Source organism: Zoogloea sp., assembly GCF_023150065.1.
Lineage (GTDB): Bacteria > Pseudomonadota > Gammaproteobacteria > Burkholderiales > Rhodocyclaceae > Zoogloea.
The window spans coordinates 1-13,246 of record NZ_JAKLLN010000004.1 but is presented as its reverse complement, the minus strand read 5'-3'; the positions used below and the strand labels follow the sequence as shown (position 1 = coordinate 13,246).

The following is a 13,246-nucleotide window of genomic DNA, read 5'->3' as shown; positions in this document are numbered from 1 at the left end:
GACGCCCGCCCGAATACTTGGCGGGGCGGCGCCATGGACTGTCATACGCCCAAGAAAAACGGCCCCGAAGGGCCGTGGAAAGAAGCCGGCGACCCCGAGGGGCCGCCGGCATGAGCACATGGATCAGACCGTGACAAGCTGCCGTGCCAGCGCCACCTCTACCGAGTCGCCGTCCTGGTTCAGGACATCGAGTCCGGACTCGGGCACGTCGCCCGACGTGCTCTGCGACACCGTGATCTTCCGGGCCATCAACCCCAGGCAGGTCATCTGCGAGGAGTTGGCGTAGCCCAGGTAGATCACGCGCACCGGCTGCTTCTGGCCGATGCGCCAGGAGCGCCGGGCAGCCTGCTGCAACGAATACACGTTGTAGCCCGACTGGAGGAACACGATGGTCGGGAACTCCAGCAGGTCCAGGCCGGTTTTCACCAGCTCGGGATTGGTGATGAGCACGTCGATGCCACGGTCCAACTGCTCGGCGATCCAGTCCTCGCGGCGGGAGGCATCCACGCTCGCGCGCAGTACCGCCACCTTGAAGCCTTCCTGCTCCAGCAGCACCTTCAAACGCGACGTGGTGTCGCGCGTGCCGGTGTAGACCGAATAGACCAGGGTCTTGCGACCTTCTGCCTTCTCCTGCTTGCAGATCTCGATCAGCTCGCGTTCCTTGGGCATCACCTCCAGCTCGTTGAACTGAGCCGGCACGAACGCCAAGGTGTTGCGCGTGCGCGGATGCACCACCGTTTCCGACCGGAAGCAGCAGTCCGGCCAGGCCAGCAGCACGTTGAGGACTACACCGAGCAGCGTCGTGTCGCGCTTCGCCAGGGCCTGCTTCAGCTCCTGGGTCAGGCGACCCGCCAGATCGCGGTAGGCCGCGGCTTGCGCCGTGTCCATCGCGACTTCGCGGAACTCCTCGTCGTAAGGCGGCAGCACGTTGCCGCCGATGTCCTTCAACTTGAGGAAGACCGTGAACGGCAGAACGCAACGCAGCACGCCCTTCGGGCCGAAGCCCGGCGCCTTGACCGTGCGCACCGATACCTTGGTGCCCTTGGCGGTCTTGTGCGCCGTGCCGGTGCTCTCGGAATAGATGTCCTTGAGCACGCCGTGATCGCGCATGAACGCCATCGCAGCCGACGTCATGCTGCCGCTCTTCGTCGGGCGGTACCCGTCTTCGATCATCCGCCCCGGCAGGGCTCGGAACAGCAGGTGGAACAGGTCGTCGCCGTAGCCGCCCATCAGCGTGCCGGTGAGCAGCAGCGTCTTGCGCGCCTTGGCCGCCAACACCCCCATGGCCTGGCCCTGTGCGGAGCCGCCGTTCTTGTACTCGTGCGCCTCGTCGGCGATGAGCAGGTCGAACGTGCCTTGGGGAAGCTGCCTCTTGATGAACTCGGACGGCTGGTAGCCGCCCTCGCCGAAGCCGAACTCCATGTTGGCCATCGCACGTTCCATGCGATGGGCTTGCCGGTCCGAGAAGACCAGCTCGCCGTTGCCATCCATCAGGTTGATGAACTCGTGGATGTTGTCCCCGAGCATCGATGCGAGGAAGGCGTCGCCGAACTTCTGCATCAGCTTCTGCGCGGTGACTTCGCCTATGGTCGGAATGCGCTTCAGTGCCTTGAGCACGGTCGAGGACTGGTCGCTGGCGGACAGGCCTCTGGGACGGATCAACGACCACAGCGGTGCACGGCAGTGGCTGCACTTGCGGCGGGACTCCTCGGCTTCCAGCTCGACCGGGTTGATCGGCTCGCCGTCGAGGTCGGTGATGACATGCCCGCAATCCGGGCAGGCCCCCACGTCGCCATGAGGCGTGCGCCGGCGAGCGAAGACAGGTTTCCAGTGGAACCCCATCCGCATCCGCACGCGGCCCAGGACGAAGAACTCCTGGCCCTGAGCCGGCACGCCCAACTGCCCGCGCAGTTTCAGCAGCTTGACCAGCGTGTCCGGGCCATTGAGCACCCAGACCTTGGCGCCGGCCACCGTCTCCTGGATCTCGCGCCGCCACTTGTAGACCAGGTGGGGTGGCGAGAGCACCAGGGTGCGGCGGTAGCCTTCGGCGTTGAGCACGGCGGCCGTGGCGATGCCGACGGTCGTCTTGCCGCAGCCCATCTCGCCATTGACGATCGCGGCGCGTTCGCCGCGATCGACCAACAGCTCAGTGACGGCGTGGACCACATCGGCTTGCGCGGGGAACAGCTTGCGCTTGAGCGCGGCGAGGATCATTTGCCGATGCACCCGCACCTGGCCGGTGTAGACCGGCGGATTGGCGCGGTTGAGGGAATCCAGCAGCTCGTCGCCGAATTCGGACACGAAGTCCTGCAGGCTGAGGGTGAGAGGAGAAGCGGCCGCTTCGAGCAGGGCTCCCTGCACAGCGGTTTCGGGAATGGTTTCGAGATCGAGGGACATGGTGATGCTCCAAGGTGAAGGGGCACGCACCGCCCCCGCGGGCATTGGCGTGCCCCGGGGTGGGAAGAAAGGAACGGCGCAGGGCCGCTGAATGCCGATCAATACTCGCTGGGCAGCAGCAGCGTGGTGACGCTGCGATCCCATTCGGTGATGATCCAGAGCTTCAGGTCAGGCGTGACCTGGTAGGACGAAAACAGACGATCCTCGCCGGACTTCAGCGCGGCGTCGTTCAGACGTCGATCTTCGTCGCTCAGGTCGCCCCAGTCGCCATGAAGATGGCGGCGCAGGTACGGCGTGGGGTTGAGCCGGCCCTGTCGGACCAGTTCGTCGACGCCGGCGGTCATGACCACCTGCCCGGGCGAAAAGCGTGGCTGTGACGCGAGGTTGAGGACAGCAAGTGCCATGGTGGTTTCTCCTTCTCGAAGAAGGGGGCACGGCACCCCATCGGGGCGACATGACCCCGGTGGGTGGATGAAAGCGACGGCGAGCCGTCAGGGAACAACAATCAGCGGATGGTCAGCACCTCGCCCCGTGTCGGGGAACCTGGCGTCATGTCCCAGGCGCGGATGACCGGCACGAACTTGTCGGTGAGGATGCGCGTCTCGGCCACGGAGCCGTCGTCGCGTTCGGTGTATTCCGTTTGGAGGGTCTTCTCCTTGTGAGTATCACCTTTGACGACGAGCACCCGACCGGCCCCGGACCTCACCACGCCGGAGATCGCGCCCGCGGCCAAGGCCAGAGCAAGATGCCAGTGCGACAAGGCCCGCGCCGGCGGGCGCAGCGACTGCTGCGCGGCGCCCAGGTGCGTCTCGAGCGCCGGCCAGAGCCCTTGCAGCCGGCCGACCTCATTGGCGAACTGCTCGGGTTCCATCGTCACGCGATAGAAGTGCTCCGGCTCGACCGGGCTGGCAGGGACGGTGTACGGCAGGAACGGCCATTCGAGCGGCAGTTCCTCGGCTTCGGCGTCACCCTGTCCGATCTGCAGCAGCAGACCGCGCACGGCTTTGACCGAATCCGAAGCCTGGTCGCGCTGGCGAACCCGGCGGCCGAAGACCACCACCTGCTTGAACTGCGTCTCCACCGCGCGGTAGATGCGCAGGTCGGCGAAGTGGCGCGTCAGCCATCCGACCAGCTCGGCGTCGAGCACGTAGGACGGCACGATGAAGATCAGCACGCCACCGTACTGCAGCAGCGGCAGCGCACGCTGGTAGAACAGCTTTTCCAGCCTGGCGCGGCCTTGGCCCTGGTAGCCGATGTTGCCGTTGGCGTCCTTGCTCAGGTCGCCATAGGGCGGGTTGAGCCACAGCAGCCCGAAGGACTGGCGCGAGATCAGCGTGTCCATCAGGTCACCGTGGATGCAGCGATCGACCAGTTGCCGTGCGTGGCGGGCACGCTCGGCGTCGTACTCGACGGCGAAGGCCTGGACCTGCTCGCGCCCGAGGGCGTGGGCGGCTTCGGCGATCGCCACGCCTTCGCCGGCGCAGGGATCGAGGATGGACATGGCGCCGGGAGACGGCGCCAGCGCGGACAAGGCCCGCTCCAGCGTCGGTTCGTCGGTGGGGAAGTAGCCGTTACGAATGAAATTGCGCGCCAGGCGCGGAAACATGAGTGCCATGGATTTCTCCTGATGATGGATGAGGGAAGGCGGGCACGCGTGGCGCGCATGCCCGTGGGGATGGCTCACGCCACACGCCGAAGCGGTGCGTTCGCGGCCAGTTCGTACTGCATGGCGCCGAGGGTGCCGTTGCGGATCAGCTCGCCCAACGCCTTCGTCAGCGCCGGGACATCGAGGGCCAGCCGATGGCCTTCCAGCGGCCCGAGGGCCAAGGGAAGACCGGTCAGCATCCGCCGTGTCTGCAACAGCGCCAGCACGGTGTCGCGCCAGTGGTCGAGCAGTGGCAGCGGGCAGGTGTCCTGCACCAGCGTCCACAGCCGGTCGAGCCGGTGTGCGGACTCGCGCGGCAGAAGCGCCAGCGCGCTGGCGTTGGCCTTGTCGGGCTTCACGGCGCGACGGTCGAACAGCCACACGTTGGTCAGCGAGCCGAACAGCGTGCGGCGGTAGGCGCGGGTAATGCGCTTCTCCAGGTTCTCGACGTTGCCGACGAAAACCGGGACGCTCGCGCCCTGGTCGGTGATGACATGGAACTGGTCCAGCCCCTGCTCATCGCGCCCGAGGGTCAGGCGAGCCAGGAACTCCTGAACGGCGGTGTCGCGCGCCCAGATCGAGAGAAAGACCAGGTTGCCGTTCTCGTCACCGATGCAGCCGTCGGCCATGAGGTCGGGGCATTCGTCGATGCGATACAGCGTCTTGGAAGGATGGGTGACAGGCATGGTGTTGTCCTCGAAGGAATCGGAGGCAGCACGGCCCGCCGGGGCAGTCACTGCCCCAAGGGGTGGAAGAAAACGCCGCGAGCGGCTTGGCGAAGAAGAACGACCTGCGCGTCGCAACGCACCGTAGCCTTGAAGGTCTTGGCTACCTGGGCATGCTGTCGGCTTCGCCGACGGACATGGGCCTAGCCTGCTTCAATACGTGGCGGGGGCGGGAGCAACAAACCGCTGCGCACGGTGCCCCCCTTTGGTAGGCCCTTATCGCCGGACCAAGGAACCACTTGGTGCCGAATGCGCGCCGAACCGTCGTGCCTGTTCACACGGGTCATGCCTTCTTTGGGAAGCGCTTATCGAGGAAAGCGATCAGCGCCGTCGTGATGGCCAGGTCCAGCACCGACTTGGCACGAGGCATTTGCCAGCCACGCGCGCTCATGCAGTGGTCGCCCGGCACCGCCCTACGATGCCGCCGTGAATTCCTCGATCCGAACCCATTCTTGCCGGCGTGGATTCGAACGGATGGGCAAAGCGCTAGGAAAGTGCTCCAGCTCTTACAAAATATAATGGTTCTCATGTATAATTCGCGGCGCGACAGCATGCCCACCGAAAAATTGATTGTTGCCAAGTAAATAACCCATCACTGCACGAGCCAGCCGTCGCCAGCCAGTGCCCACTCTGAACACAGGAGAAGCACTATGCTGCGAATGACCCCGGTCGCGCTGGCACTTGGTGTTGTCTGGGGTCTCGCACCTCTCGCAGCAATCGCCCAGCAAGCCCCTTCGACAACTGCCGCGCCCACCGCCCCGGTGCAGGCTGAACCCGTCTTGCCGGCGCAGATCCCCCAGAACCAAGAGGCCAAACTGCCCACGGTCACGGTGAGGGGCTCTGTCGCGCCCGGCGTGACGCCCGGCACGATCACCAGCACCACCAAGGGCGAGGCGCGTGCGCTGGAGACACCGCAGTCGATCACCGTGCTGACGCGTGAGAGACTCGACCAGACCCAGGTCAAGACTCTGGTCGAGGCGCTGGGCAGCGTGGCCGGCGTGGTGGCCGGCGATCACGGCAACCGCGGCTTCGACGATTTCGGCATCCGCGGCGTCGACGTTGGCAGCAACCAGGAAAAGTACGTCGACGGCCTGAACACCATGCGTTCCGGCTACGTCCCGGCCGAGGAGATCTTCGGCGCCGAGCGCATCGAGGTGCTCAAGGGCTCCGCCTCGCTGCTGTTCGGCCAGGTACGCCCGGGCGGGCTGGTCAACATCGTGAGCAAGCGCCCCCGGCCCGAGGCCTTCGGCGAGGTGGGCGTGACCGTGGGCAATCTCGGCATGAGGCAGGTCACCGCGGATCTGGGCCGGCCACTGTCGGCCGACGGTCGCTCGGGGTTCCGCGTCGCCGCGCTGGTCAACGAAAGCGACGACGTGACGGACCACGTGTTCTACAAGAACAATTACATCGCCCCCTCGTTTGCCGTCGCGCTGGGCGAGCGCACAGACCTGACGATACTTACCAGCTTCCTGGACCGCGAGTTCCTGCGCAACCAGGCCCTGCCGGCCAAGGGCACGGTGCTGCCCAACATCAACGGCCGGGTGGATCGCAGCCTGTTCATCGGCGATCCCTCCTTCGGCACCGTCGAGGCCCGACGCGCGCGTGCAGGCTACGAGTTGCAGCACCGCTTCGCCAACGGCTGGAAGCTGCAGCAGAATTTCCGCTGGGAGGACTACACGATGAAGCAGCGCAACACGGCTTTCATCGACACGCTGGCCGCCGACGAGCGCACCCAGTCGCGCACCGGCAACATCCAGCACGACGACTACCGCGCACTGGCATTGGATACCTACGTCAACGGCAAGCTCGGGTCGCCGATCGGCACGCACGAGATCACGGTGGGGCTGGACCTGGGCGACAAACATGGCCGCCTGTCCATGCGCAACTGCACCTCGGCCGACCTGGGCACGATCGATCTTTTCGCGCCGACCTACGGCCGCTTCACTACCTCCACACGCTGCACCGGTGCCTTCAGCGACAGCACGCAGGACATCCGCACGGCCGGGGTCTATGCACGCGACCACCTGCGTATCGGGCAGCAACTGCACCTGACTTTCGGCGCGCGCCATGATCGTGTGACGACGCGTACCTTCAACGAAGTCAAGTCCGTGGTCTCCAGCGAACCGAAGGACTCGGCCACCACCGGCATGGTCGGCCTGGTCTGGGAAGTGCTGCCGGGCATGGCCCCGTATGCCAGCCTGGCCAACTCGTTCAATCCCGTATCCGGCGTGGACCGGAGCGGCGACATGTTCAAGCCCGAGGCCGGCAAGCAGGCCGAGATCGGGGTCAAGTTCGAACGCGACGGCGGGCGGCAAACGGCATCGGTGGCGGCCTACGACCTCAGGCGCACCAACGTGCTGACGGTCGACCCGGTCAATTCCGCGTTCAACGTGCAGACCGGCGAGCACCACATCCGGGGTCTGGAAGCCGAAGTGGCCGCCGATCTGCGCAACGGCTTCAGTCTCACCGCAGCCTATGCCTACACCGACGCCGAGGTCTCGAAGAGCAACAAGGCAAGCGAGGTCGGGCGCACCGTCAACAACGTGCCGCGCCACAACGTGAGCGTCTGGGGCCTGTATCGCGTCAGCGCCGGACCGCTGGAAGGCTGGGGCTTCGGGCTGGGCCTGCGGCATGTGAGCGAACGCACCGGTTACTCCTACGACTTCACCATCCCCGGCTACACCGTCTTCGATGCCGCCGTGCACTACCAGGGCCAGGGCTGGCGTGCCGCGCTGAACGTCAGAAACCTGGCTGACAAGACCGTCTACGGCGGCTCCTTCAGCAGCAACAATCTCGTCACCCTCGGCGACCCACGCCAGATACGCCTCAACGTGGTGACCGAGTTCTGATCATGCCTAGTCAATCAAGCAAGGAGGCAGCATATGTCTGATGCAAAGCTGCTGGAAACCAGAAAGCTGGTGGTCGACTTCAACCGGCGGCGGGTGATCGATGCGCTCGACATTGCGGTGCCGGCGGGTACTGTTTATGCGCTGCTGGGCGGCAACGGTGCGGGCAAGACGACGACCATCAACACCTTCCTGGGGTTTGTCAGACCGGCCGGCGGCGAGATTCTGATCGATGGCCAATCGCCCCACGGAAATGCCGGGCTGGTTCGTTCCGTTGTCGCCTATCTGCCCGAGAATGTGGCGCTGTATCACTACATGAGCGGACGCGAGAACCTGAGTTTCTTCTGCGCGCTGGCCGGCCTGCAGATCACCCGCGCTCGCGCGCATGAACTGCTGTCGAGTGCCGGTCTGCAGGAGCAGGCGCATGATCAGCGTGTCAGTGCCTATTCCAAGGGCATGCGCCAGAAGGTCGGGCTGGCCATTGCGTCCGCCAAACAGGCCAAGGTGATGCTGCTCGATGAGCCGACCTCCGGCCTCGACCCGAGCGCGGCGAACGATTTCGCCCAGCAGGTGCGCACCGCGGCGGAGCGCGGCATGGCGGTGCTGATGGCCACTCACGACCTGTTCAACGCCAAGCAGGTGGCGGACCGTATCGGCATCATGAAGGAAGGGCGACTGGTGGAGGCGTTCGACGCGCATACCGTCGCGCATGACGAACTGGAACAGAAATACCTGGCGCATGCGCGGGGGCTGTCATGATCGGCGCCATCCTGCGCAAGGAAGCCCTGTCCATCCTGCGCGATGGGCGGCTGCTGCTGTTGGCGGTATCGCTGTTTGCGGTGCTGCTCGGTTTCTTTCTTGCCGCGACGCAAGAGTATCGGCACATGCGCAATGAAAAACAGGCAGCGGGAGAAACGGTGCGCGCGCAATGGGAGGCGCAAGGGGTCAAGGGCACCCACCAGGCGGCACACTTCGGCATCTACGTTTTCAAACCCGAGTCGCCGCTGGCCGCCATCGACCCCGGCCTGCGCCAGTTCACGGGACAAGCGCTGTGGCTGGAGCCGCACAAGCGCAACCTGGCGCGCTTCAGCCCGGCGGCCGATCAGGGCATTGCCACCCGCTTCGGTCAGATGAGCGCCGCGTTCGTGCTGCATACCTTGTTGCCGCTGCTGATCGTGGCGCTGGCCTTCAACGCCGTCACGCATGAACGCGAGCAAGGCACCTTGCGCATGTTGCATAGCCTTGGATTGTCCGCCAGGAAACTCCTGTTCGGAAAATTCTTCGGCTTGCTGCTGGCCTTTACCCTGCTGCTCCTGCCGTCCCTCTTGATCGGCATCTTCCTGTTGTTCGGCGTCAGCAGTGTCGGTAGCGACGACATCCTGCGCGGCGTCGTGCTGGGTTTTGCCTACCTCCTGTATTACGGCATCTTTGCCGCGCTGGCCATGGCGGCATCGGCCTGGCTCAAGAGCAGCCGCCTGGCATTTTTCGTCCTGGTCGCCTTCTGGCTGTCCAGTGTCCTGGTCGCGCCGCGCGTTGGCGCCATCATGGCCGAGGCGCTGGTCCCCATCCCCAGCGCCACGCAGTTCTGGGCGTCGATCCAGCAGGATATCGAGCATGGGCTGAACCAGGATGGCGATTCGACGACACGGTTGAAGGCTTTCGAGGCGCAGACGCTCCATCGATACGGGGTCAAGCGCGTGGAAGACCTGCCGGAGGGCTTTCACGCACTCCGCCGCCACTTCAAGGACGCCTATTCCAACCGAGTGCATGCGCTGCATTTCGACCGGCTGTGGGATAGCTTCGAGCGGCAAGGGACATTCATGCGCTCCGGCTCCTTGCTGGGTCCATCCATCGCCATGCGGGCGCTGTCGATGAGCCTTTCGATGACGGACTTTTCGCAGCAAAGGCATTTCGAAAATGCCGCTGAAGCCTACCGGCAATACTTCGTCGGTCTGACCGACATGTGGGACTGGCAGCGGACCCGGGGCACGGAGGTCGGCGGCCAAGGAAGCGCTGCCGATTGGCGCAGTGTCGACCGCTTCGAGTATCGGGCGCCACCCCTGTCCTTTGCGTTGCAGGCCAGCCGTATGGACATTGCCGTACTTTTGTTCTGGGCTTTGGCCGCCGCTGTGGCTCTGCTCATTTCAGCCAGGAAATTGACGCCATGACCTTGTTACTTCGCATGGAAGGTCTGCGCTTCGTCCGCAACCCGATCAATCTATGGGTGATTGCGGCCTTCGCACTGGTGCTGATCATGGCGGCGGTAGAGGGCGGCCTGAGCGCGCGCGCATGGCGTGAGCAGGCCGCGCAGGCGGAGGCGCAATGGCACAAATCCCTTGCCGCACAACAGGCAAAGGCAGCCCAGGCAAGCATTGGCGGCCTGAACGCGCCAGATTTGTCGGCGCTCGCCGCCAACAACGCCATCGCCCCGAGCGTGCGCCTTACTGCACAGGGCGGCCTGGCCCTGAGCGTGCCTCAGTTCGATCTGCTGAGCCCTGAAATCCATATCGACGCGATCCCGCGTAGCCGCCATACCGATGGCCGCAACAGCGACCAGATCTTCAACCCGCTATTGCGCGAAATCGGCGCGCTCGGTTTTTCCACCTTGGTGGCACTCCTGCTGCCGTTGGCGGTGATTGGCCTCGGCTATGGCCTGGTTCATGAGGAACGTGAGCAAGGCATCTGGCGGCTGGTCTGCGCACAGACTCGGCATGCCTGGGCAGGCGTCTTCGCCGCGCTAGGCATACGCTTCGGCGCCGTGTTGCTGGCTGCGCTCATCCCCTCTCTGCTGGCTCTGGCCCTGGATCCGGGCGCGACGCTGGCAGCCGCCGCCTGGTGGGCGGCCACGCTCGCAGCACTGACCTTCGTGTGGGTGGCCATCGTCGGGGTATTCACGCTTTTGCCGGTATCCTCCGGCGCCGGTGCGGTGGGCATGTTGGGTGTGTGGCTGGCGCTGACTTTTGCTGTACCGGCCGGTTTGGAGTGGGCGGCGAATCTGGAACAACCCATGCCGTCGCGCCTGGCGACCGTCATCGATCTGCGCAAGGCCATGCTCCAGACCGAAGCACAGCAGTCCGAGTTACTGGCGGCCTGGTACAGAAACAACCCGGCACATACGCCCGCCGCTCCCGCCGCGAACCCGCCCTGGCAGCAAGTCAGACTGCCGCGTTACCTCGCCTTCGATGCGACGGCCCGGCCAATGATGGCGACTTTCGATGAAGTTCGTGCCAGCCATTTCACCTTCCTGGAGCGCTTGGCCTGGCTTTCGCCGGGATTGGCCGCCGTGCTGTCCGCCGATCGTCTGGCGGGAATCGACGCTCCGCGCTATCTCGGCTATATCCACGCCGTCAATGGCTTCGAGGATGAATGGCGAGCGTTCTTCGTTCCGCGCATCATGAGCAACCAGAAATTGGCCGCATCGGAATACGACACGATGCCGCGGTTTTCCCGCCAGGCAGCCATTGCCGGCAGCTCGCCCATTTCCTCCATTCTGCGCCAATTTCTGACAGGCCTTGGCTTGCTTGCCGTACTGGTTGCGTGCCGCTTCAGAATCAACAGGCTGTGAGATGGAAGGTTTCGACCCGGTAGCCATGCCCGCGTTCCGTACACCCGCTACCTGCCCGCCAGGTGCGCGCGCTGCGCCGGATCGAACCCCGGCGCAGCGCGCGCCTCGCCGCAGCGCGCGGTTCCTGCGCTGGCTGCGCAAGATCCACCTGTACGTGGGCCTGTGGGGCGCGGCCCTGGGCTTTCTGTTCGGCGCCACCGGCATCCTGCTGAATCACCGCGCGGTCCTGAATCTCCCGGTGGAGAAGGTGGTGCAGAAGAGTACCCAGTTCCCGCTGCCGGACCCGGCGCTGCGCAGCTTCAAGACGCCGGAAGACATGGCCCGGTGGCTGCAAGCCGAACTGAAGTTCGAGGGGCTGCAAACGCGCATCAAGGCCGACCCCGCCAAAACGGTGACCTGGGCCGACCGCGAGGTGACGCAACCCGCACGCTGGACCTTCAACCTGCAAAGCCCGCAGCGCGGCGTCAATGCCGAGTACTACCTCGGCAACCGCTTCATCAAGGTGGAGACGCAGGACGCAACGCCGATCGGCACGCTGACGCGACTGCACATGTCGGTCGGCGTAAGCGCCTTCTGGGTGTTGCTGTCGGACACCATCGCCGGCGGCCTGATCGTGCTGAGCGTCACCGGCCTCCTGCTGTGGTCGCGCCTGCACACGATCCGCCTGTCGGCCGTGTGCGTCAGCCTGGCCGCGCTGCTGGCCGGCATCTGGTTCATGTGGACTGCTATCTGAGATTCTCTTTAACCCCGTCGAAAGGAACATTCCTGAAAACCGCTTCACTTCCCTGATAAGGGGATGGCCCCCAGGGCATTATTGACGCGGCCATAAATTGTTGAAACGTTCTTGCGTTTGGTGCGTTGAATGAAGATGGAAAGAACAGACGCGAGAACTTTGGGAATTGAGGCGCTCAACGAGCGACGGCGGCGAGCCGTGAAGCTGCGGTTGAGCGGAATGAAATTGGATGACGTTGTCGCGCAGGCGGAATTGAGCAAGGGCACGATCATCGCGGCGATGAAAGCCTACAAGGCCGGAGGGTGGCCGGCGGTGGCAGTTGGCGAGCGAGGCCGGGGAACGGGCGATGGTCGAACGCTGACGGCCGATCAGGAGGCGGCCATTCGCCGGATGATCTGCGACCGGACGCCGGATCAGATGAAGATGCCGTTTGCGTTGTGGAACCGGGCGGCAGTTGGCGAACTGATCCGGCAGCAGACGGGGCTCAAGATGCCGGTGCGGACAGTGGGCCACTACTTGAAGCGCTGGGGATTCACGCCGCAGAAGCCGATCAGGAAAGCCTACGAGCAGCGGCCGGCGGAAGTTCAGACATGGCTGAATGAGGAATTTCCGGCGATCGCCGATCGTGCCAAGACCGAAGGCGCCGAGATTCATTGGGGCGACGAGACGGGGCTGCGTTCCGACGATGTGCGCGGACGGGGTTACGCGCCGAAGGGTCAAACACCGGTCGTGCGCATCTGCAACAAGCGCGAGAACGTTTCGTTGATCTCGACGGTCACCAACCAGGGCAAGGTTCGCTGGATGGTTTTCGATGGCGCACTCAACGCCAAGATCCTGATCGATTTCTTCAAGCGACTGATCAAGGACGCCGAGCGCAAGATCTTCCTGATTCTCGACAACCTGCGCGTTCATCACGCCAAGGTCGTGCGGGAATGGCTGGACGAGAACACCGAGCGGATCGAGGTTTTCTATCTGCCGTCGTACAGCCCAGAACTCAATCCCGACGAATGCCTCAACGCCGACCTCAAGCAAGCCGTCACAACGAAGGCTCCGCTTCGAGCCAAGGGACAACTGAAGAAGGCAACCGTCAGCCATCTGCGCAAGCTCTCAAAATCCCCGAAACGCGTCGCCGCATACTTTCACCACAAACCGGTCCGCTATGCAGCGTGAGTTCGATATTTCATGGCCGGATCAATAATGGCATACGGGCGTAGCAGCGTAAATTGGGCTTTGGCGAAGTGCCGGGTGGGAGCCCCGACATCGGGATAGGGGCGGTCAGATAATCTGACCGTTCCCCTCCCACACCACCCGGCATGCGGGTCCGCACCGGGCGGT

Annotated in this window: 10 protein-coding genes; 6 read left to right on the top strand and 4 right to left on the bottom strand. The window is 64.5% G+C overall.

The features are described from left to right. Positions 1 to 123: 123 nt before the first annotated feature. The 4 genes from L6Q67_RS06445 to L6Q67_RS06430 all read right to left on the bottom strand — a co-directional run bounded on the left by L6Q67_RS06445 (position 124) and on the right by L6Q67_RS06430 (position 4,728). Entirely contained in the window at positions 124 to 2,397 is a 2,274-nt protein-coding gene (locus L6Q67_RS06445; RefSeq protein ID WP_296567022.1) for a helicase-related protein, read from the bottom strand. A 98-nt stretch (positions 2,398 to 2,495) separates the two neighbouring features. After that, complete coding sequence (locus L6Q67_RS06440; protein WP_059400668.1) at positions 2,496 to 2,801, bottom strand: hypothetical protein; 306 nt, start codon at positions 2,799 to 2,801, stop codon at positions 2,496 to 2,498. A gap of 101 nt (positions 2,802 to 2,902) precedes the next feature. Then, complete coding sequence (locus tag L6Q67_RS06435; protein ID WP_059400667.1) at positions 2,903 to 4,012, bottom strand: DUF6094 domain-containing protein; 1,110 nt, start codon at positions 4,010 to 4,012, stop codon at positions 2,903 to 2,905. 65 nt (positions 4,013 to 4,077) lie between these two features. Then, positions 4,078 to 4,728: a hypothetical protein gene (locus tag L6Q67_RS06430; RefSeq protein ID WP_059400666.1), complete on the bottom strand. Its 651-nt coding sequence runs from the start codon at positions 4,726 to 4,728 to the stop codon at positions 4,078 to 4,080. Between the two features lie 869 nt (positions 4,729 to 5,597). On the opposite strand from L6Q67_RS06430, the gene L6Q67_RS06425 reads away from it, so the two are divergent. The 6 genes from L6Q67_RS06425 to L6Q67_RS06400 all read left to right on the top strand — a co-directional run bounded on the left by L6Q67_RS06425 (position 5,598) and on the right by L6Q67_RS06400 (position 13,081). Next, on the top strand, positions 5,598 to 7,616 hold the full coding sequence (locus tag L6Q67_RS06425) for a TonB-dependent siderophore receptor (protein ID WP_296567013.1): 2,019 nt from the start codon (positions 5,598 to 5,600) through the stop codon (positions 7,614 to 7,616). Positions 7,617 to 7,649: 33 nt separating this feature from the next. Beyond that, positions 7,650 to 8,372, top strand: a complete 723-nt coding sequence (locus L6Q67_RS06420) for an ABC transporter ATP-binding protein (RefSeq protein WP_082136813.1) — start codon at positions 7,650 to 7,652, stop codon at positions 8,370 to 8,372. Further along, entirely contained in the window at positions 8,369 to 9,781 is a 1,413-nt protein-coding gene (locus tag L6Q67_RS06415; protein WP_059400664.1) for a DUF3526 domain-containing protein, read from the top strand. Before L6Q67_RS06420 ends, L6Q67_RS06415 begins: the two co-directional genes overlap by 4 nt. Further along, a complete protein-coding gene (locus L6Q67_RS06410) occupies positions 9,778 to 11,178 on the top strand; it encodes a DUF3526 domain-containing protein (RefSeq protein ID WP_260633975.1) in 1,401 nt (466 codons plus the stop codon). Before L6Q67_RS06415 ends, L6Q67_RS06410 begins: the two co-directional genes overlap by 4 nt. Before the next feature lies 1 nt (position 11,179). Continuing rightward, a complete protein-coding gene (locus L6Q67_RS06405) occupies positions 11,180 to 11,911 on the top strand; it encodes a PepSY-associated TM helix domain-containing protein (RefSeq protein WP_059400662.1) in 732 nt (243 codons plus the stop codon). Positions 11,912 to 12,046: 135 nt separating this feature from the next. Beyond that, complete coding sequence (locus L6Q67_RS06400; RefSeq protein ID WP_059400766.1) at positions 12,047 to 13,081, top strand: IS630 family transposase; 1,035 nt, start codon at positions 12,047 to 12,049, stop codon at positions 13,079 to 13,081. Positions 13,082 to 13,246 lie beyond the last annotated feature (165 nt).